Source organism: Streptomyces sp. NPDC104309 (assembly GCF_055584025.1).
This window is the reverse complement of sequence record NZ_JBVJMV010000008.1, coordinates 107,131-126,979: the sequence shown is the minus strand read 5'-3', so window position 1 is coordinate 126,979 and position 19,849 is coordinate 107,131. Positions and strand designations below refer to the sequence as shown.

The following is a 19,849-nucleotide window of genomic DNA, read 5'->3' as shown; positions in this document are numbered from 1 at the left end:
CGGCCGGGGCCCGTCCGGCGGATCACGGCCGGGGCCCGTCCGGCGGATCACGGCCGGGGCCACGCCTGCTCCGCCGGAGAGGTCCTAGGCTTCGGCGTATGACCTCCGCCGCAGCCCCGCCGACCCGCGCCTACCGAAGGCTCAGCGTCGAGGAACGCCGCACCCAGCTCCTCGGTGCGGCGCTCACCCTCTTCGCCCACCGGGCCCCCGACGAGGTCTCACTGGACGAGGTGGCGACGGTCGCCGGAGTCTCCCGCCCGCTCGTCTACCGCTACTTCCCGGGCGGGCGGCAGCAGTTGTACGAGGCGGCGCTCCGGTCCGCCGCCGAGAAGCTGATCCTGTGCTTCGGCGAGCCGCCCGTGGGACCGCCCACCGAGCGGGTGCAGCGGGTGCTCGACCGTTATCTCGCCTTCGTGGACGAGCACGACGCCGGGTTCAGCGCACTGTTGCGCGGCGGCAGTGTCGTCGGGACCTCCCGTACGACGGCGATCGTCGACGAGGTACGGCGGGCGGCGGCCGAGCAGATCCTGCTGCACCTGGGCCGGGGCGGCACGGCTCCCGGGCCCCGGCTGCGGATGATGGTGCGCACCTGGATCGCGGCCGTCGAGGCGGCGTCCCTGATCTGGCTGGACGAGGGGAAGCGGCCCGCCACGGCCGATCTGCGCGACTGGCTGGTCGACCAGCTGATCGTGCTGCTGGCCGCCACGGCGGCGACGGACCCGGAGACCGCCTCGGCGGTGACGGAACTGCTGCCGCAGGAGACCGCAGCGGGCCCGGCCGGACGGCTGGCGGAGCGGCTGATCCCGGTGGTCGGCGGAGCCGCCCATCTGCTGCCCGAGGGCTGATCGGTCAGACTGGGGCGGTGCGAAGCGAGAACACACACTTCACCGGCGGCCCCCTGGACGGGCGGGTCCTGCCCGTCCTCGTCGGCCCGACCGGTCATCCGCCCAAGTGGTACGAGGTCCCGGTACCGGCCGCCGACGGCGGGCCCGCCACCGTGTACGCGTACCGCAGGATCCCGGCCGGTCACTCCAAGCGGCTGGGGCTCCCGCGTGGCTGGGTGTACGAGTACGCCCCCGAGGGCCGTGAGCGGCACAGCCCCAAGTGGCCCTGGTCGAAGCCGGACTGAGGGGTGGCGGCCCCGCGTGGCCGTGGGGCGGGGAGACCGGCCGGTCCGGACCGGCCGGTCTAAGATCGACGCTCTGGTGCCGGGCACGGTCAGCAAGGGGGGTGCGCCATGGAGGCGCTGCGTCAGGACGATCCACGCCGTATCGGTCCGTACGCCGTACTGGCGCGGCTCCGCGAGACCGCGAGCGCCGAGCAGTACCTCGCGCACGACGCGACCGGCGGCAGACCCGTGGTGATCACCGCCGCCCGTCCCGGACTCGCCGCACTGCCCGCCTTCCGGCGCCGTTTCCAGGCGGAGGCCCGCACCGCGGAGCGGCTGGCCGGCGGCTGGGTCCAGCCGTCGCTGGACGCCTCCGCCGAAGACGCGGACGACGTCCCGCCGTGGACGGCCGTCCCCTACACACCCGCTCTGACGCTCTCCGAGGCGATCGAGGTCATGGGTCCGCTCCCCGAGCGTGCCGTCCGGATACTGGGCGCGGGCATCGCCGAGACGCTCGCCCGGGTGCACGACACCGGAGCCGTGCTCCAGGGCCTCGCCCCCCGGACGGTGCTGCTGGCCGAGGACGGGCCGCGGCTCACCGCGTTCGGCCCGCTGGGCGCCGCGGCCGCCGCCGAGGCCCGGCCCGGTGGGCAGTTGTCCGTACGGCTCGGCTATCTCACCCCGGAACAGGTCGAAGGCGAGGACCCCGGGCCGGCCTCCGATCTCTTCGTACTGGGCCTGCTGTTGGCGTACGCGGCGACCGGCACGACCCCGCTCGCCGACGGTCCGGCCGCCGAGGGCGCCGAGCGGATCGCCCGCACCGACCCCGAACTCGGCGCGGTCCCGGCGCAATTGCGCGATCTGATCGCGCGGTGCCTGGCGAAGGACCCGGCCGACCGGCCGAGCGCGGGGACGGTCGCGGCGGAGCTGGCCCCGGAGGGGGCGGCGGATTCGGCGAAGGACGGCTGGCTGTCTGAGCGGGTGGCAGCCGCGGTGGCGGAACAGGCCGTACAGGTAAGGGAGTTGGTAGCTCCCGGTCATCCGGTCGACGCTCCGGTGGGCGGACCGGCCGACGGGGCCGTCGACGGACCCGAGGATGCCACCCCGGCAGCCGGGCCGGCCGACGCGCCCGTCGCCGCACCCTTGGACGCGACGGCCGGCCCGGCTGCCCACGTACCCGCCCCGGCCGGTGAGCTCCTCCCCGCCCGGGACACCCGTACCGCGCAGCTCGGGGGCATCGGGCGCCAGGCATCGAGGACCGACCGGCCCACGACCCAGCTGTCCGTTCCGCGCGAGCTCACCGGACCCGGCACGGGGACGGCCGCCGAACCCCCGGCCGCGCTCCCCGCCGTGCTCCCGCCGGTACCGCTGCCGGTCCCCGTACGGCCCACTCCCTCCCCCACCGTCGACCGGCGCGGTCTGTTCATCGGGCTCGCCGCCGGGGCCGCGGGGCTGATCGTCGGCGGAGGCGGGGCGCTCGCGCTCGGGTCCGGGGACGGCGGTACGACGGACGATCCCAAGCCCGCGCCGCGCCGCAGCGGCCCCGCCGTCGCGGGGCTGCCCCCGCAGCCGCGCTGGGTGTACACGCACCCGGCGGCCGAACCGTCACCACTCACCGCCGCCCTCTGGAACGATCGGCTGCTCGTGCTGACCGGCGAGAACGGGGCCACCGGTGTCGATCTGCGCACCGGGCGCCGGGCCTGGGAGAACGCTGACGCGGCCAAGGGACAGGCCGCGCTGCCGGCCGGGAAGGACCTCTGCTTCGTCGCCGGTCCGTCCGAGTTCCTGTGGCTGTCGCCGAAGGACGGCAAGGTGGCCCACCGGGTCGGCTACGCGGACCAGTTCACCGGGGTGCCGAATCTCGCGGTGGCGGAGATCGTCGGCGGCTCCGGGCCGGTGGTCTGGTTCACCGGCTCCAACGAAGTCACCGTCAAGGCCCCGCCCCCGAAGAAGGGCAAGAAGCGCGGCAAGGACCACAAGGCCGTCACGTCCTACCTCTTCGCCTACGACGTCCTGCGGCGCAAGGAGCTGTGGCGGACCCCCGTGCCCACCGGGCGCGGTCCCGCCGCCCCCGTCTACCGGCTGATCGCGGTCGGGCAGGACGACCTCGTCGTACGTCAGAGCCCGGCCACGCTCACCTCCGGCGACGTGAAGTCCGCCAAGGGGAAGGCCGTCTTCCGGGGCTTCGACCGGAAGACCGGGAAGCTGCTGTGGAGCAGGTCGTTCGGCACGGTCGCGCCCGACGGTGCGGCCATGGGTGACGACCGCGGCCTGCTGTACGCGGCGGTGGGCGACGACCTCCAGGCGTTCGCACTCCCCGACGGCAAGCCGAAGTGGACGGTGAACGGCACCACCGGGACCGCGTACGGCACCTCCGTCGCCTCCGGAACCCTGCTGCACACCACCAACCGCGATCAGGAAGTGGGCGCGGTCGAGCGGGAGTCGGGGCGGCTGCGCTGGCGGCGCTCGACGGAGGCGGCACCCGGCCCCGCCGCCCCCGCGGTCACGCTCAGCGCGTCCGGCAGGACACTGCTGGCCGCGGACACGGCCCAGGTCACCGCGTTCGCGGCGGAGGACGGGCGGCGGCTGTGGAAGTTCCAGGACATCGGGTCCCAGGACCCGAAGGGACCCACGGTCACCGCGCCGTACCGGGTGCTGGCGACCGGGAGAACGGTCGTCGTCCAGCGCGACCGGATCTTCTACGCGTTCCCGGTGGCCTGAGGGCTGTCCCGTGGGGAACCCCTGGGGTCCGCATCCGGCCACCGCCTTCCGGGCGAACCCGCAGCCCGCCACACCGCGGGGTTCTTGCATCTCCTGACACCGAGTGACCGTATTGATCCGTTGCGCTCACTTATGGGGTACTCCCATCATTCGCCCCGCCACCGGAGGTGATGTCGTGTCAGGCAGAGTCCTGTGTGCGGTCGGCACCGCGGCCCTGGCCACGCTCCTCGTGACCCCGCAGGCAGTCGCCGCGCCCGTGGTCCCGGACCCCGTGACAAGCGGCACCGCGAAGCCGTCCGCCGCCCCGGCCCCGGCGGCCGCGAACAAGAGCGTCGCCCAGCTGCTGACCCAGCTCCGGAAGCTGTACCAGCAGGCCGAGGAGGCCACCGAGACGTACAACGGGACCGCGGCGGAGCTGAAGCGGCGCGCGGCGGAGTCAAAGCGGCTCGGCGCCTCCCTCGCCGCCGCCCGGACCGCGCTGTCCGACAGCCACGATCAGGCGGGGCAGCTGGCCCGGGAGCAGTACCAGGGACGGTCCGACTTCTCCTCGTACATGCAGCTGCTGCTGGCCCGCGATCCCCAGCACCTCCTGGACCAGGAGCATGTGCTGCGGCGTGCGGCGGCCGAGCGGGCGGCGACCGTGAAGCGGCTCACCGGCGCCGAGAAGCGCGCCCACGACCTGGCGGCCGAGTCCCGCAAGGTACTGGACCGGCAGCAGGTCCTGGCCGCGAGGCAGCGGAAGCAGCGGGACGACGTACGGTCGCGGCTCAGGACCGTCGAGGCGAAGCTGGCCACGCTCTCCGCCGCGCAGCTCGCCGAGCTGTCCCGGCTGGAACAGCAGGGCACGGCGAAGGCTCAGGGCGCCCTGGTCACCTCGGGCGCCCTGTCCTCGACCAGGCCGCCGTCCGAGGCGGGCGGCGCGGCGGTGGAGTACGCGATCGGGCAGATCGGAAAGCCGTACGTGTGGGGCGCGGAGGGGCCGGACTCGTTCGACTGCTCGGGACTCACCTCGCAGGCCTGGGCCAAGGCGGGCCGGATCATTCCGCGGACCTCGCAGGAGCAGTGGCAGCAGCTGCCGAAGGTGCCGCTGAACGCGCTGCGCCCCGGTGACCTGGTGATCTACTTCCCGGAGGCCACTCATGTGGCGCTGTACATCGGCAACGGGCTGGTGGTGCAGGCGCCGCGGCCCGGCTCCCAGGTGAAGGTCTCGCCCATGGCGTCGAATCCGCTGCTGGGCGCCGTACGGCCGGATCCGCAGAGCACGCCGCTCTCCGCGTACCAGCTGCCGCAGCTCCCGCAGAGCGCGTCCGCCGGCTCGGACGCGGGGTACGCCTCGTCGTCGGCGCCCCAGGATTAGGGCCTCTTGCCCGGATCACGCCGGGCTCGCGTGCCCCGGCCGCCGATCCGGCCCGATCCGGTCGAAAGCCCCTGGACCACCCCGCGGAGAGGGCGCTCGGGGCGCCCGCACATGACAGCCGGGCCGGGTCCCCGTCGGATCGCCGACGGGGCCGGCCCGGGTGTCGCGGTCAGACGGCCGACGCGGCGCCCGAGACCTCGGCGAGGTACGCGTTCGTCTTCTCCGGGTCGAAGAAGAAGTTGTCGAAGTCCGCCGGGTTGTTGAAGCCGTTGGCGAAGCGGTCGGCGACCGGCTGGAGCTGGCCGGCGGCGCCGATCAGGTTCAGCACGTGCTCCGGCGGGACGCCGAGCATCGCGTTGGTCCACTTCACGACGTGCTGCGTGGTCTCCCAGTGCCGGTCGAACGTGGCCTGCATCCACTCCGCGTCGAACTCGCGGTCGCCGTGCTCGATGATCGAGTTCAGGTAGGAGTTCGCGCACTTGGAGGCCGTGTTGGAGCCCTGGCCGGTGATCGGGTCGTTGGCGACGACCACGTCCCCCACGCCGAGCACCAGACCGCCGCTGGGCAGTCGGCCGATCGGCTTGCGGACGGTCGGGGCGTAACGGCCCGCCAGGGTGCCGTTGGCGTCGGTCAGCTCGACCTTGGTGGCGCGGGCGTACTCCCACGGCAGGAACCGCTCCATGAGCTCCAGCGTCTTGGCGAGGTGCTCGGAGGGGTCCTTGATGCCCTGGAACGCGTCGAGCGGGCCGCCCGGGACGCCCTCCCAGAACAGGATGTCGGCGCGGCCGGACGTGGTCAGGGTCGGCATCACGAAGAGCTCACCGACGCCCGGGACCAGGTTGCAGCGGACCGCGTCGAACTCGGGGTGCTCGGGGCGGGGGCCCATGCCGTGGACGTATGCGACGGCCAGGGCGCGCTGCGGGGCGTCGAACGGCGAACGGGACGCGTCCCGGCCGAACATGGAGACCAGCTCGCCCTTGCCCGCCGAGACCATCACCAGGTCATAGGTGCGGGAGAAGTAGTCCAGGTCGGAGACGGCGGCGCCGTGGATGACGAGCTGTCCGCCGCGCTGGGCGAAGGTGTCCATCCAGCCGGCCATCTTCACGCGCTGGTCGATGGACTGGGCGAAGCCGTCCAGCTTGCCGACCCAGTCGACGGCGCGCGAGGAGTCCGGCGCGGCGACCGAGACGCCGAGGCCCTCGATGCGCGGGGCCTGGGACTCCCAGAAGTTGAGCTGGTAGTCGCGCTCGTACTGCAGTGCCGTGTGGAACATACACTGCGTCGACATGACCCGGCCGGAGCGGATCTCGTCGGCGGTCCGGTTGGACATGAGGGTGACTTCGTAGCCTCTGGACTGCAGTCCGAGGGCGAGCTGGAGACCGGACTGACCGGCTCCGACTATGAGTATCTTCCGCATCGCGGCTCTCCGTTGTATGTGACGTGCGAGCTATGCCGGGGTGGCGTCGAGGGCGTGGCCGACGAGGGCCAGCAGCGACTCGACGACGGTGATCCTGTTACGCGCGTCCATGATCACAATCGGTACGTGCGGGGGCACGGTCAGGGCCTCCCGGACGTCCTCGGCCTCGTACCCCGGCGTGTCCTCGAAGTGGTTGACGGCGACGATGTACGGCAGTCCGCAGCTCTCGAAGTAGTCGAGCGCGGGGAAGCAGTCGGCGAGCCGCCGGGTGTCGGCGAGCACGACCGCGCCGATGGCACCGCGCACCAGGTCGTCCCACATGAACCAGAAACGCTGCTGGCCCGGTGTGCCGAACACGTAGAGCACCAGGTCGTCGTCGAGCGTGAGCCTGCCGAAGTCCATCGCGACGGTCGTGGTGACCTTGTCGGGCGTCGCGGAGAGATCGTCGGTCTCCTCGCTGGCCTGCGTCATCATCGCTTCGGTCTGCAGCGGAGTGATCTCGGAGACCGACCCCACGAAGGTCGTCTTGCCCACGCCGAACCCGCCCGCGACCACGACCTTCGTGGCGATGGGGGCCCTGGTGTGATCCAGCTGCCAGGCCTGCAGCGATTCTTCGGCCTGGTCCTTGGCCCCGGGCTGGCGCGGGGCGAAGAGTGGCGACTCAGAGACGGCGGAGTCCATTGAGCACCCTTTCGAGCAGTGCGCGGTCGGGCTGGCCGGTGCCGTGACCGGTCCCGTACACGCGGATCTTTCCCTGGTCGGCCAAGTCGCTGAGCAGCACCCGGACCACGCCGAGCGGCATCTTCAACAGGGCGGAGATCTCCGCGACCGTACGCATCCGGCGGCAGAGTTCGACGATGGCCTGGAGTTCCGGCATGACGCGGGTGGCCAGGTTGCCGTTGGTCAGTTCACGGCGTTCCTCGGGTGCTTCGAGCGCGGCGACGAACGTCTCGACGAGCAGGACATGTCCGAAGCGGGTACGGCCGCCGGTGAGGGAGTACGGGCGGACCCGTGCGGGCCTTCGGTCGGACCCGCGGACGGGCAGCCTGCGGGCGGGTTCAGCAGCGGACGTCACTGGGTGCTCTCCATCGATTTGCGCAGTTCACTGCGGAGTTCGGGGGTGAGTACGTGTCCGGCTCGGCCGACGAAGAGCGCCATGTGGTACGCGATGACGCTCATGTCGCAGTCCGGGGTGGCGTGCACACCGAGCAGCGAGCCGTCGCTGATCGACATGACGAAGACGCTGCCCTCGTCCATGGCGACCATGGTCTGCTTGACGCCGCCGCCGTCCATCAGCTTGGCGGCGCCGGCGGTGAGGCTGCCGATGCCGGAGACGATGGTCGCCAGGTCGGCGCTGGAGCCCCTGGGACCGTCCTGCCGACCGGTGACGGGGGTGGTCTGGTGGCCGGGGTCGGAGGAGAGCAGCATCAGTCCGTCGGACGAGACGACGGTGACCGAGTGGACCCCTGGCACCTCCTCCACCAGATTGCTCAGCAGCCAGTGAAGGTTCCGGGCTTCGGTACTCAGCCCGAATGTGCTGGGCGCAGTCAACTGCGTGCCTCCTCGACTGTGTCCCCCGTCTCATCGGTTCGGCCGTCATTGCGGTAGGCCGGGTCACTGCGGTCGGTATGTGCGGGGCGCCCGGCGTGTGCGGCGGCTGCGGGGAACGGCTGGGTCGCCGTCATCTCGGCGATTTCCGCCTCGACGTCCCGGCGGCCGTCCTTCGCGCCCTGGTGGAAGCCGCCGAGCCGGCGGCGCAGGGCGTCCTTGTCCAGGCCGCCCTTGGGTTCGGAGGCGGGTGCCGTGGTGGGCTTCACGACCTTGGGGGTGCGCTTGGGCAGCCCCTTGTCGGTGATGCGTTCCTGCTGTGGCTGCGACTGCTGCTCCGGCTGCCGGGGGCCCGGCAGGGCGTCGGCGACGGCCGCGGGGGCGGTGTATGGCTCCGGGGCGGGCGCGGGGGCCGGGCCGGGCGTGAAGGCCGGTGCGGGCGCGGGGGCCGGTGCGGTGTGTGCCGCCGGCTCCGGGGCGGTACGGGGCTCCGTGGACTCGTCGGCGGTGCGCTCGTGGCGGTCGGAGCCGATGGCGTACGGGTCGGGCGCCGTGAACTCAGGGCTGTCCGTGAACTCAGGGCTGTCCGTGAACTCCGGCACCACCGGGAGCCGGACCTGCATCGTGATCTCGGCCTCGGTCTCGGCGGCGGCCGGAGCGGGCGCGGTGTCCGCCGCCTGTCCGGACCCGGGCCCGGCCTCGGGCTCGACTGCGACGCCGGACTCGCGGATCGTCTGCTCGGCCGCGGCGATCAGCGGGTCGCCGGGCAGGGCGAGCGTCCGCTCCGGCAGGGCGTTGGAGTTGGCCTCGGCGACCGACCCCGGCAGGTTCAGCGCGGGCGCTTCCCCGGGCACCTTCACCGGCGGCGGTGTGGCGGCCGGCGGCGCCTTCGGCAGCAGGACCTTGGGCAGGACGACGACGGCCGTGACCCCGCTGCCCTTGTGGTCGCGCAGCTGGACCCGTACGCCGTGGCGCGCGGCCAGCAGCGAGGTGACCTGGAGGCCGAGGCCGGCCCCCGGCGCTCCCTTGTCGTCCCCCTCGCCCATGTCGAAGAGCGTCGGATCGCCGAGCCGCGCGTTGAGCTCGCCCATGCGTACGGCCGACATTCCGATGCCCTCGTCCTGGACGGAGAGCATCACCTCGCCCGTCTCCAGCAGCCAGCCGGAGAGCTGGACATGGGAGTCCGGCGGCGAGAAGGAGGTCGCGTTCTCCAGGAGTTCGGCGACGAGGTGGCTGAGGTCGTCGGCGGCGAAGCCGGCGATCTGGGCGTGCGGCGGCAGGGACTGGATGGTGACCCGCTCGTACCGCTCGATCTCGGAGACGGCCGCGCGCGCCACATCGACCAGCGGGATCGGGCCCGCGTGCCCGTGTCCGTGCTCGGCGCCCGCGAGTACCAGCATGTTCTCGCTGTGCCGGCGCATGACCGTGGCCATGTGGTCGAGCTTGAAGAGGGTGGCCAGCCGGTCCGGGTCGTGCTCCTTCTCCTCCAGGCTCTCGATGACGCCGAGCTGGCGCTCGACGAGGCCGAGGGTGCGCAGCGAGAGGTTGACGAAGGTGTGGTTGACCGTGTCCGTCAGCCGCTCCAGCTGGGCGGTCAGGTCGGTGGTCATGACCTGGAGCTCGGCGCGCTGGACGGTGAGCGCCTCGCGTCCGGCGATCAGCTCGGCGCGCTCGGTCTGCAGGCTCTCGAAGCGGCCGTTGAACTCGTGGAGCAGTCCGTGCAGCTTCCCGTGCAGGGCGTTGATGGACCGCACGACCTGGGCGAACTCGTCGTTGCGGCCGGTGTAGCGGATCCGTTCGGCGCTGTCGGGCTCGGCGACGAGGCGGGCGGCACCGATCCGCAGGACGGCGAGCGGCTGGGTGAGGGTGCGGGCCACGGCGGTGGAGACGCCGACGGCGATCAGCAGACAGCCGCCGAGCAGCGCGATCCGCAGTTCCAGCGCGGTGACGTCGTCGTCGCGCAGTTGCTCCAGGCGCTGGACCTGCGCGGTGCCGAGGGCGGATTCGACGCTCCGCATCCGGTCGATCCGGGCGGAGAGGGCCGCCTCGACCTTCTTGCCGCTGGTCTGCCGGTCGGATTCGGACAGCTCGGGGCGGTCGGTGAGGGAGTTGAGGTACTTCTCCGCGCTGTTGACCTCGGGACCGGTGACGGTGGACGACAGCTTGTCGCGGGCGGTGGTGCCCGCGGTCTGGTCGAAGTCGGCGAGCGAGGCGAGTTCGCGGACCCGGGCCTGCTGGGCGGCGGCGCTCAGCTCGTCACGGGTGCGGTCGTCCTTGCTGCTGCCCTGGTCCTGGGTCTGGACGGGCAGTCCGGTGATCTGGTCGATCTGCGTGGTCGTGACGGGACGGGGCACGGAGAGCGCGGCGAGCAGCAGCCCGCGAGTGGCGGAGGCCTGCTCGGTGGCCCGGCCGAGCGCGAGCGGCGCACGGGTGGACTCGGCGGCGCGCGGCGGGGTCTTCCCGGCGAGCTCGTCGGCGAGGTCGTGGAGCTTGGCGATGACCTCGGAGTACGCCTGATGGGCCTGCAGCGCCGAGCCCTTGCCGCTGAGCGCGTCGCGACGCAGCGAGGGGATGGTCGAGAGATCGCGGCGCAGTGCGGCCGGGGCCGCGTCCCTGATCTCGTCCACCTGCTGGTCGACGCGGGCACTCCGGCTGCCGGAGTCGCCCTTGCCCTCCGCCGCCGGGCCGGACTGCTCGTCACGGCCGGCCGCGATGTGGGCGGTGACCTCGTCACGCTCGTCCGCCAGGGCGTGCGCGAGCGCGATGGCCTGCTGGTTCAGCTCGGCGAGAGTGACCAGCCGCTGCGACTCGTTCAGGTCCGAGGAAGCGCTGAGGGCCGCGGGCGTGCCCGCGGCGATGACGGTGATACCGACCACCGCCACGCCGGCGACCAGCCGCCTGCGTACGCGCACGGTGCGCCGGGTGCCCTCGCTCTCGGCGGGTACCGGAGGCGTCACCCCGGAACCGCTGTGCTTGCTGCCCTTGCTCCGAGGCCGCTTCTTCTGCACCGGTGCTCGCAATCTTGACTCGTCCGCCCTTGAAGCAGAGGTGACGCACGATCACATGTGAACGAGCACCCCGACCCCTGTACGGCTTCTGACCATTCCAGCGCTTTTGAGAGGGGGGCGCGCATCAACCACTCCGCCACCTGAACGAGTGAACATCACTCCGGAGTTGACGAACAAGTCTCCCCTCGGGGCAGGTCCGGCACACCTGGAGCTTCGGCTGGAACTTCCGCCCCGGCTTTGGCAGGATGCCCACCCGCACGCCGCCCGGAGCCATTCCTTCCGCTCGGGACACCCGTCTGACCTGCCGGTACAGGCCAATTCCGGCTGATGCAGGGCTCGTGAAGACATCGTGCAGACTGACCGCATGCGCATCGAACTCGCCACCGTCGCAGGCAGCCCCGACCGCCCGAACGAGGACTGGGCGGCCACGACCGTGCCCGCCTCGGGCCAGGGCGGGGCGCTGGTCCTGCTCGACGGGGTGACCCCGCCGCAGGGCGACGACGGTTGTGTGCACTCGGTGCCCTGGTTCACCGCACGGCTGGGCGGCGCACTGGTCGAACTGTCTGGTTCGCGACGGGACCTGACCCTCCAGGAGATCCTGGCCGATGCCATTCGGCGCACCGCCGACACGCACCGCTCCCTGTGTGACCTTTCTCACGTGCGGACGCCGCAGGCGACGGTCGTCATGGCGCGCTGGGACGAACGCGAGATCGAGCACCTCGTACTGTCCGATTCTGTAATGCTGTTCGAGGCACCCGACGGGAGCGTGCGCCCCCTGCTCGACGACCGGCTGGACCACCTGCCGCCGGGCACACTGGCCAGCGAGGCGATCGCCGACGCACAGGCGCGGAACAAGGAGGGCGGCTTCTTCACCGCCGCCGCGGACCCGTCCGTGGCGGCCCGTGCGGTCACCGGGCGCACCCCGGTCGGCCGGGTGCGGGCGCTCGCCGCGCTGACCGACGGGGCGGCCCGCTGGACCGAGATGTTCCACGAAGGCGACTGGGCGGACTGCCTCGGGGTGCTCCACAAGGAAGGGACGCAGGGGCTGATCGACCGCGTCCGGGTCCTGGAGGACGCGGACACGGAGCGCACGCGTCTGCGCCGAAGCAAGACCCATGACGACGCGACGGCGGTCTACGCGGTGCTGTGACGCCGCGCCGGGACGAGAGGCGCCGCCGAGAGAGCGCCGACGCGGGCGTCAGCCTTCGGGACAGGCCCGGACACGTGACGGCCTGCGGGCGTCAGCCCTCGGCGCGGGCGTCAGCCCTCGGCGCGGGCGTTCAGGTGATGCAACAGCCGGGCCAGCTCGGCCACCTCGGCCCGGTCCCAGTCGGCGAGCTTGCGCACATAGCGCTCGCGGCGGGCGTCGCGGACGCTGCGATAGCGGGCCAGCCCCTCGGTGGTGAGGTGGACGAGAAAGGCGCGGCCGTCGGCCGGGTCGGGCTCGCGCACCACCAGTCCGAGGTCTTCCAGGGCGCGGAGTTGACGGCTCATGGTCGCCTTGCCGACGCCGAAGTAGGCAGCGAGATCGGTGGCACGTTGCGGTCCGGCCGACTCCAGCCGGACGAGAAGTCCGTACGCGGCGGCCTCCAGTTCGGGGTGGACCTCGCGCGCCATTTCCCCGGAGTTGGCCCGCGCCCGCCGCAGAAAGACGGCCAACTCCCGCTCCAGGGACAGGAATGCGTGGTCCACACCATTTTCTCCGGTCGCGCCGGGTTCACTACCGCTTTCGCTCCCGTGCACGTCAACACCCCTCATAAGCTTTCCTGCCGCTGAAAGTTTCTTTCGCCGCTGGTCATCGCCGCAGCTTGGCCAGTATTTCGCAGGCATAGACCAACGGCGGCACCCAGGCCCCCTTCCGCAGTACAGGTCTACGTGCGTAGCGTCATGCATGGCATGTTCACACCATGACATGCCGGCAGGGGTGCGCCCGGCGTCCCCCTGGGATCAGCGCGTCCCCCCACCAAGGCCTCGGAGGCACTCACATGCCCGTGCTCAGATCCGGATCCGGAACGTCCCGCCGCTCGCGCTTCGCCGCGGCCGGAACCCTGCTCGCAGCCCTTTCCCTCCTCCTCACCCTGCCCGGCGCGGCGAGCGCCGCGGACACCCACGACTCCGCCGCCGCGGCCAAGAAGCCCGCACGGGGCACGGCCACGATGGGCATGGGCGTCGTCGCCCACGACGGCCAGGGCGGACTGCCGCGCGACACCCTCGCCGCCCAGACCGAAGGCGTGGACGTCGCCAGCTACCAGGGCAACGTCGACTGGCCGACCCTCTGGAACAGTGGCGTGAAGTGGGCCTACACCAAGGCCACGGAGGGCACTTACTACACGAACCCGTACTTCGCCCAGCAGTACAACGGCTCGTACAACGTCGGCATGATCCGGGGCTCGTACCACTTCGCCACCCCGAACACCACGAGCGGCGCCGTCCAGGCCAACTACTTCGTGGACCACGGGGGCGGCTGGTCCAAGGACGGCAAGACCCTGCCGGGCGCGCTCGACATCGAGTGGAACCCGTACGGCGCCCAGTGCTACGGCCTGAGCCAGGCCGCCATGGTCTCCTGGATCCGCGACTTCGTGAACACCTACAAGGCACGCACCGGACGCGACGCGGTCATTTACACCGCGACCAGCTGGTGGCAGGCCTGCACCGGGAACAACGCGAGCTTCGGCGCCACCAACCCGCTGTGGGTGGCTCGCTACAGCAGCACGGTCGGCGAGCTCCCGGCCGGCTGGGGCTACTACACGATGTGGCAGTACACCTCGTCCGGCCCGTACGTCGGCGACCACAGCCACTTCAACGGCGCGCTCGACCGCGTACAGGCCCTCGCCAACGGCTGAGCCGGCCCGCCGCTGCCGCGCGGCACACCGCTTCGCACGACCGAGCCCCCGGTGACCCACCCAATCACCGGGGGCTCTGCCCTGTTCACGACCCTGACCAGGTCATTCAGCCTCCGAGCGGGCACCGGACACCCCTATCCATCCGGTGTATACGCCGTGTGTATAGTCCTTCTCCGCCGCACATCGCGTGCCCTGTTCAGCCACGGAGGAGTGACCCGCCTTGCCCATGAAGACGAAGTCGATCGGTGCGGGGTTGGCCACTGCCCTTGTGACGGCACTCACTCTGACGCTCAGCGGCTGCTCCATGCAGACCACCGCACCGGCCTCGGCGCGCGGTGACGCGGGCTCCGACGCCAAGGGCTCCTTCGGCCCGGTGGACTGCCGCAAGGCCAAGTGCATAGCCCTGACCTTCGACGCGGGACCGGGTGAGGACACCCCGCATCTGCTGGACATCCTCAAGGAGAAGAAGGTGCACGCGACCTTCTTCCTGCTGGGCAAGAACCACGTCAAGAAGCACCCCGACACCGTGCGCAGGCTCGCCGCCGAGGGGCACGAGGTGGCCAACCACACCTGGTCCCACGAGATCCTGACGGACAAGAAGCCCGCCGAGATACGCGCCGAGCTGGAGAAGACGCAGGACGCGATAGCGGAGATCACCGGCAAGAAGCCTCGGCTGATGCGTCCGCCGCAGGGCCGTACCGACGACACCGTCTCGGGGATCAGCAAGGACCTGGGACTCTCTCAGATCCTGTGGAGCGCCACCGCCAAGGACTACTCCACCACCGACTCGGCGCTGATCAAGAAGCGCATCCTGGACCAGGCGAGCAAGGACGGCGTCATCCTGCTGCACGACATCTACAAGGGCACGGTGCCCGCGGTGCCCGGCATCATCGACGCGCTGAAGAAGCAGGGCTACACCTTTGTCACCGTCCCGCAGCTGATGGCGCCCGCCGAGCCCGTCCCAGGGACGATCTACCGCCCCTGATCCCGGCTCCGCGGCCGACGGCGACGGGGCCCACCAGCCGCCACCCGCCGCCGGTGCCCGTACCGACGGTGCTGAGCTTGCCGAAGGGCGGTGCTGAGCTTGCCGAAGAGCTTGTCGGAGTCGACTCGTCGGCCGTCGCGGCCTCCGGCGCGCCGCTCGCGGGGGCTGCTGGGCGGCCTTCGCGGGCCCGCCCGCCGGCACACGCGGAACGGCCCGCCCACCCGTTGCCGGGGAGGCGGGCCGTCCGTACCGGTCGCGCACGCGGCGCCACGTCCGTCACGCCGTGGCGGCTACGCCGCGGCCGGGATCCTCTCCTCGGGCCTGGCCGCGGCGGCCGGCGCGAGGGCGATCTCCAGCACCTGGCGGACGTCCGTCACCGGGTGGACCTCCAGGGAGTCCAGGACCTCGGCCGGAACGTCGTCCAGGTCGGCCTCGTTCCGCTTCGGGATCACCACGGTGGTGATCCCGGCCCGGTGCGCGGCCAGCAGCTTCTGCTTCAGCCCGCCGATCGGCAGCACCCTTCCGGTCAGCGAGACCTCACCGGTCATCGCCACATCCGTACGGACCAGCCGTCCGGAGAGCAGCGAGGCCAGCGCCGTCGTCATCGTGATACCGGCGCTCGGGCCGTCCTTGGGGACCGCGCCCGCCGGGAAGTGGATGTGCACGCCGCGGTCCTTCAGGTCCGCGACCGGCAGCTCCAGCTCCGCGCCGTGCGACCGCAGGAAGCTCAGCGCGATCTGCGCGGACTCCTTCATCACGTCGCCGAGCTGACCGGTGAGGGTCAGTCCGGACGCCCCGGTCTCCGGGTCGGCCAACGACGCCTCCACGAACAGCACGTCGCCGCCCGCCCCGGTCACCGCGAGCCCGGTGGCCACGCCCGGCACCGAGGTCCGGCGCTCGGCCGGGTCCTGGGCGGACTCGGGGACGTGGTGCGGCCGTCCGATCAGGCCGCGCAGATCCGCCTCGGTGACCGTGAACGGCAGCTCCCGGTCGCCCAGTTCGTGCTGGGCCGCGACCTTGCGGAGCAGCCGGGCGACGGCCCGCTCCAGGTTCCGTACGCCCGCTTCACGGGTGTACTCGCCGGCCAGCTTGCGCAGCGCGGACTCGTCGAGCGTCACCTCGCCCTTCTCCAGACCGGCCCGTTCCAGCTGGCGCGGGAGCAGGTGGTCGCGGGCGATGACGACCTTCTCGTCCTCGGTGTAGCCGTCGAGCCGGACCAGTTCCATCCGGTCCAGCAGGGCCTCCGGGATGGCTTCGAGCACATTGGCCGTGGCCAGGAACACGACGTCGCTGAGGTCGAGTTCAACCTCCAGGTAGTGGTCGCGGAAGGTGTGGTTCTGCGCCGGGTCGAGGACTTCGAGGAGGGCGGCGGCCGGGTCGCCCCGAAAGTCCGAGCCGACCTTGTCGATCTCGTCGAGCAGGACGACCGGGTTCATCGAACCGGCCTCCTTGACCGCCCGCACGATACGCCCCGGCAGGGCGCCGACGTAGGTACGCCGGTGGCCGCGGATCTCCGCCTCGTCCCGCACACCACCGAGGGCGACGCGGACGAACTTGCGCCCCATGGCGTGCGCGACGGACTCGCCGAGTGAGGTCTTGCCCACGCCCGGAGGACCCACCAGCGCCAGCACGGCACCGCCGCGCCGCCCGCCGACGACGCCGAGGCCGCGGTCGGAACGCCGCTTGCGGACCGCCAGGTACTCGGTGATCCGCTCCTTCACGTCCTGCAGGCCGGAGTGCTCGGCGTCGAGGATCTCCTGGGCGCCCCGGATGTCGTACGCGTCCTCGGTCCGTTCCGTCCACGGCAGTTCGAGGACGGTGTCGAGCCAGGTCCTGATCCAGGAGCCCTCGGGGCTCTGGTCGGAGGAGCGCTCCAGCTTGTCGACCTCCTTGAGCGCCGCCTCGCGGACGTGCTCGGGAAGATCGGCGGCCTCGACGCGCGCCCGGTAGTCGTCGGACTCGTCCGCGGCGGAACCGGACCCGCCGTTGAGATCGGAGAGCTCCTTGCGCACGGCTTCGAGCTGGCGCCGCAGCAGGAATTCGCGCTGCTGCTTGTCGACGCCCTCCTGGACGTCCTTGGCGATGGACTCGGCGACGTCCTGCTCGGCGAGGTGTTCACCGAGCCACTGGATGGCGAGCTTCAGCCGGGCGACCGCGTCCACGGTCTCCAGGAGCTGCACCTTCTGGGCGGTGGTGAGGAAGGGTGAATATCCGGAATTATCGGCGAGCGCGGAAATGTCCTCGATCTGCTGGACCCGGTCCACGACCTGCCAGGCGCCGCGCTTCTTCAGCCAGCTGGTGGCGAGTGCCTTGTACTCCTTGACCAGCTCGGCGGCGGCTCCGGGAATGGGGTCGGGGACGACCGCGTCGACCCGGGTCCCCTCCACCCAGAGGGCGGCCCCCGGTCCGCTGGTCCCGGCCCCGATCCGCACCCGGCCACGGCCGCGGATGAGCGCGCCCGGATCCCCGTCCGAAAGCCGTCCGACCTGCTCGACGGTGCCGATGACACCGGTGCCGGTGTACGTCCCGTCGATCCGCGGCACCAGGAGCACCTCGGGCTTGCCGCCGCCCTCGCGGGCCGCGGCCTGCGCGGCCTCCACGGCGGCACGCACATCGGTTTCGGACAGGTCCAGAGGCACCACCATCCCGGGCAGCACGACCTCGTCGTCGAGCGGCAGCACGGGCAGGGCGAGCGGAGTGACCGCATCGGAATCGGTAGCCATGATCTCCCCTTCGGCAGTCAAGTTGAGCTATGCAGACTCAATGCTCCTGAGCCGCCCGTTGTTCCCCGGGGTGCGTTCGCTGTGAGCGATCATCCGGACGTGTGGGTCTGTCAAACGAACGGCGTCTTCTGCGGTCTGGCTCCGATCTCCGTTGATCCGGTCTGATTCACTCCTCGTCTCAAGCGGTCTGGTCCGTCGCTGCCGCTGTCGGTGCGGGAGGGCAGGCTTCGCCCGTGAGTTATGACCTTGCTGTCCGGGAAGGCGAGCGTCCTGATGGGGACTGATGGCCGCGTGGAGCGGTCGAGCTTCTACCGTTCCGGGCCGGGAGCGGCGATGCGCCTTCAGCGGGGGCCGAACACGGCCGGAACAGGCAACCGCAGTGAACGCCCTGCCCCTGCTCCTGTCCGGAACCGCGTATCCGTGGGCTGCAGCCGCCCACTCGGCAGGCTGCCCGTGACGCGCCTGTGACCGGAACTGTGACGTACACCATGGCTCGACGCTCGCGCCCCTGATGGGGTGACCTGATGCGCAAAGTCATCTCCCTTCTTCCGGGCCTCGCGGCACTTCTCCTGCTCACGGCGTGCGGATCCGAACAGGCGGGCACCCCCGGCGCAGCCGCCCCCGCGTCCGGGACCGCCGTCACCGCCCCGCCCGTGGACGGTGTCCGGATCACTTCGGTGACCATCCCCTTAGGCACGCCCACCCCCAGCTCCGACGGGTTCACCGTCCACGCCGACCGCTTCCCCACCGGTGACTCCGGAATCTCGGCCGCCTACGAAGTCACCAACAGCGGCACCGAGGCGCTGACGTACACGATCCTGTTCGACTTCACCACGGACGCCGGCGAGGTCATGAGCAACAGCCACGAGACCGTGCGCTCGGTCGGCCCCGGCGCGACCGTGCGCGGCACGGTCCGGCTGGGGGTGCTGGCCCCCGGAGCGTCCCCGGTGACCCGCGTCGAGGTCGCCCAGGTGACCAAGGTGCCCGCCGCCGAGGCGCCGCCCGCGTCCGGAGAGTGCCCGCCCTCCGGCATCCGCCTCATCACCGATGACGGCAACGCCGCGATGGGGCTGCGCGTGGTGGGCCTGCGCCTGGAGAACTGCGGGAAGCGCGACTACTCACTCGACGGCTACCCGCTCCTGGAACTGCTGGACAAGGACCTGTCACCCGTCCAAGGCGTCCGGATCGTGCATGGAAGCGGCGGCATCAGCACCGGTACCGGATTTGACGAGCCATCCCGCCCGCTGGTCTTGAAGCCGGGCGAGAGCGCCCTTTCGGGCCTGATGTGGCGCAACACCACCGAGTCCGGCACCACCGTCAACGTCCCGTACGTCAGGGTGCGGGCCGAGCAGGGCGCCGATCCGGTGACCGTGACGCCCCACCTCGATCTCGGCACCACCGGCAAGCTGGCCGTCCGCGCCTGGACTCGCCCGCCGAAGTAGGACCTACGTCCGGTCTCAGCGCCTTCGCTGCGGCAAACAGGGGGGTTGGTGGGAGCGGCGCCTGATCCAGCAGTGCTGTCGAGTTGCGGATCCGCGCTGTCGAGCACGAGCTCAAGCGGACGGTGTGGCCGAGGCCCGCACGCCGAACCACTGCTCGGCGCCGTAGGCCTCATACCGCTCCACCTCGATGAACCCCAGCTTCGCCGCGAGGCGCATCGAGCGGACGTTGGCGGTCTGGGTGGCCAGCACCACTGATTCGCCGGGAAGCGCGCCGGCGAACCAGTCGAGTGCCGCTGCGCACGCCTCGGCGGCGTACCCGCATCCCCACGCCTCCGGCAGGAACAGGTAACCGAGCTCGGCCCTCCCGGCAGCCTGACGAAGGTGCCCCGTATCCCTGGTGAGCGTGATCTGGCCGATCATCGCTCCGTCGAGATCGACCACGAAATGGCCGGGGCGCCGGCTGGGTGCCCCGGGCATCGCGTGCTCAAGCTCGTCACGCGGTCGAGGGCCACCGAGGTAGGTATGCACCTCCGGTGAGGCAAGCAGCTCGATGAACGCCGCACGGTCCCGGGCCTCGGGCTCACGGAGCACGAGCCTCTCGGTCCTGATCGGGGCAGGTGGCCAGGCGACGGGTCCGAGCTCAGTCATGCCGGCCACCCAATCAGCAGGCTCGGCAGCGATCAAGACTCGCGGACCG

Annotated in this window: 16 protein-coding genes; 8 read left to right on the top strand and 8 right to left on the bottom strand. The window is 71.6% G+C overall.

Features of this window, described 5'->3' with window-relative positions:
- The first annotated feature begins 98 nt into the window (after positions 1-98).
- The 4 genes from ACZ68L_RS14425 to ACZ68L_RS14410 all read left to right on the top strand — a co-directional run bounded on the left by ACZ68L_RS14425 (position 99) and on the right by ACZ68L_RS14410 (position 5,186).
- Positions 99-845: a TetR/AcrR family transcriptional regulator gene (locus ACZ68L_RS14425; RefSeq protein ID WP_469577048.1), complete on the top strand. Its 747-nt coding sequence runs from the start codon at positions 99-101 to the stop codon at positions 843-845.
- A 17-nt stretch (positions 846-862) separates the two neighbouring features.
- Positions 863-1,129 (top strand): hypothetical protein, encoded by a 267-nt coding sequence (locus ACZ68L_RS14420; RefSeq protein ID WP_469577046.1) that lies wholly within the window; start codon positions 863-865, stop codon positions 1,127-1,129.
- A 108-nt stretch (positions 1,130-1,237) separates the two neighbouring features.
- Positions 1,238-3,829: an outer membrane protein assembly factor BamB family protein gene (locus tag ACZ68L_RS14415; RefSeq protein WP_469577044.1), complete on the top strand. Its 2,592-nt coding sequence runs from the start codon at positions 1,238-1,240 to the stop codon at positions 3,827-3,829.
- Positions 3,830-4,004: 175 nt separating this feature from the next.
- Positions 4,005-5,186 carry a C40 family peptidase gene (locus ACZ68L_RS14410; RefSeq protein ID WP_469577042.1) on the top strand — a complete coding sequence of 394 codons (1,182 nt, stop codon included), beginning with the start codon at positions 4,005-4,007 and terminating at the stop codon, positions 5,184-5,186.
- 169 nt (positions 5,187-5,355) lie between these two features.
- Here ACZ68L_RS14410 and ACZ68L_RS14405 read toward each other — a convergent pair whose 3' ends face one another.
- Genes ACZ68L_RS14405 through ACZ68L_RS14385 form a run of 5 tightly spaced genes read right to left on the bottom strand, consistent with a single transcriptional unit; the run spans position 5,356 to position 11,159 of the window.
- On the bottom strand, positions 5,356-6,603 hold the full coding sequence (locus ACZ68L_RS14405) for a styrene monooxygenase/indole monooxygenase family protein (protein ID WP_469577040.1): 1,248 nt from the start codon (positions 6,601-6,603) through the stop codon (positions 5,356-5,358).
- 30 nt (positions 6,604-6,633) lie between these two features.
- On the bottom strand, positions 6,634-7,284 hold the full coding sequence (locus ACZ68L_RS14400; protein ID WP_469577038.1) for a GTP-binding protein: 651 nt from the start codon (positions 7,282-7,284) through the stop codon (positions 6,634-6,636).
- Entirely contained in the window at positions 7,265-7,678 is a 414-nt protein-coding gene (locus tag ACZ68L_RS14395; RefSeq protein ID WP_351077864.1) for a DUF742 domain-containing protein, read from the bottom strand. The genes ACZ68L_RS14400 and ACZ68L_RS14395 overlap by 20 nt, the downstream gene beginning before the upstream one ends.
- A complete protein-coding gene (locus ACZ68L_RS14390; RefSeq protein ID WP_469577034.1) occupies positions 7,675-8,154 on the bottom strand; it encodes a roadblock/LC7 domain-containing protein in 480 nt (159 codons plus the stop codon). The genes ACZ68L_RS14395 and ACZ68L_RS14390 overlap by 4 nt, the downstream gene beginning before the upstream one ends.
- Positions 8,151-11,159, bottom strand: a complete 3,009-nt coding sequence (locus ACZ68L_RS14385) for a sensor histidine kinase (RefSeq protein ID WP_469577032.1) — start codon at positions 11,157-11,159, stop codon at positions 8,151-8,153. The genes ACZ68L_RS14390 and ACZ68L_RS14385 overlap by 4 nt, the downstream gene beginning before the upstream one ends.
- 364 nt (positions 11,160-11,523) lie before the next feature.
- Between ACZ68L_RS14385 and ACZ68L_RS14380 the strand changes: the two genes are divergently transcribed.
- A complete protein-coding gene (locus ACZ68L_RS14380; protein WP_469577030.1) occupies positions 11,524-12,309 on the top strand; it encodes a protein phosphatase 2C domain-containing protein in 786 nt (261 codons plus the stop codon).
- Positions 12,310-12,419: 110 nt separating this feature from the next.
- Here ACZ68L_RS14380 and ACZ68L_RS14375 read toward each other — a convergent pair whose 3' ends face one another.
- Positions 12,420-12,917, bottom strand: a complete 498-nt coding sequence (locus ACZ68L_RS14375) for a MarR family winged helix-turn-helix transcriptional regulator (RefSeq protein WP_469577028.1) — start codon at positions 12,915-12,917, stop codon at positions 12,420-12,422.
- Between the two features lie 227 nt (positions 12,918-13,144).
- On the opposite strand from ACZ68L_RS14375, the gene ACZ68L_RS14370 reads away from it, so the two are divergent.
- The gene (locus ACZ68L_RS14370; protein WP_469577025.1) at positions 13,145-14,002 is read left to right on the top strand and encodes a lysozyme; all 858 of its coding nucleotides are present in this window, start codon (positions 13,145-13,147) and stop codon (positions 14,000-14,002) included.
- 226 nt (positions 14,003-14,228) lie between these two features.
- Entirely contained in the window at positions 14,229-14,987 is a 759-nt protein-coding gene (locus ACZ68L_RS14365; protein ID WP_469577252.1) for a polysaccharide deacetylase family protein, read from the top strand.
- Between the two features lie 290 nt (positions 14,988-15,277).
- Here ACZ68L_RS14365 and lon read toward each other — a convergent pair whose 3' ends face one another.
- The gene (gene lon, locus ACZ68L_RS14360; RefSeq protein ID WP_469577024.1) at positions 15,278-17,710 is read right to left on the bottom strand and encodes an endopeptidase La; all 2,433 of its coding nucleotides are present in this window, start codon (positions 17,708-17,710) and stop codon (positions 15,278-15,280) included.
- Positions 17,711-18,234: 524 nt separating this feature from the next.
- Between lon and ACZ68L_RS14355 the strand changes: the two genes are divergently transcribed.
- Positions 18,235-19,152 (top strand): DUF4232 domain-containing protein, encoded by a 918-nt coding sequence (locus ACZ68L_RS14355; protein ID WP_469577023.1) that lies wholly within the window; start codon positions 18,235-18,237, stop codon positions 19,150-19,152.
- A gap of 111 nt (positions 19,153-19,263) precedes the next feature.
- On the opposite strand, the gene ACZ68L_RS14350 is transcribed toward ACZ68L_RS14355, so the two are convergent.
- On the bottom strand, positions 19,264-19,800 hold the full coding sequence (locus ACZ68L_RS14350) for a GNAT family N-acetyltransferase (protein WP_469577021.1): 537 nt from the start codon (positions 19,798-19,800) through the stop codon (positions 19,264-19,266).
- Between the last annotated feature and the right edge of the window lie 49 nt (positions 19,801-19,849).

What these genes read in the sequence shown, in the direction of transcription:
- ACZ68L_RS14425 (WP_469577048.1), top strand. Translation starts at nt 99, where the DNA reads ATGACCTCCGCCGCAGCCCCGCCGACCCGCGCCTACCGAAGGCTCAGC.
- ACZ68L_RS14415 (WP_469577044.1), top strand. Translation starts at nt 1,238, where the DNA reads ATGGAGGCGCTGCGTCAGGACGATCCACGCCGTATCGGTCCGTACGCC.
- ACZ68L_RS14405 (WP_469577040.1), bottom strand. Translation starts at nt 6,603, where the DNA reads ATGCGGAAGATACTCATAGTCGGAGCCGGTCAGTCCGGTCTCCAGCTC.
- ACZ68L_RS14400 (WP_469577038.1), bottom strand. Translation starts at nt 7,284, where the DNA reads ATGGACTCCGCCGTCTCTGAGTCGCCACTCTTCGCCCCGCGCCAGCCC.
- ACZ68L_RS14380 (WP_469577030.1), top strand. Translation starts at nt 11,524, where the DNA reads ATGCGCATCGAACTCGCCACCGTCGCAGGCAGCCCCGACCGCCCGAAC.
- ACZ68L_RS14375 (WP_469577028.1), bottom strand. Translation starts at nt 12,917, where the DNA reads ATGAGGGGTGTTGACGTGCACGGGAGCGAAAGCGGTAGTGAACCCGGC.
- ACZ68L_RS14370 (WP_469577025.1), top strand. Translation starts at nt 13,145, where the DNA reads ATGCCCGTGCTCAGATCCGGATCCGGAACGTCCCGCCGCTCGCGCTTC.
- ACZ68L_RS14365 (WP_469577252.1), top strand. Translation starts at nt 14,229, where the DNA reads ATGAAGACGAAGTCGATCGGTGCGGGGTTGGCCACTGCCCTTGTGACG.
- lon (WP_469577024.1), bottom strand. Translation starts at nt 17,710, where the DNA reads ATGGCTACCGATTCCGATGCGGTCACTCCGCTCGCCCTGCCCGTGCTG.
- ACZ68L_RS14355 (WP_469577023.1), top strand. Translation starts at nt 18,235, where the DNA reads ATGCGCAAAGTCATCTCCCTTCTTCCGGGCCTCGCGGCACTTCTCCTG.
- ACZ68L_RS14350 (WP_469577021.1), bottom strand. Translation starts at nt 19,800, where the DNA reads ATGACTGAGCTCGGACCCGTCGCCTGGCCACCTGCCCCGATCAGGACC.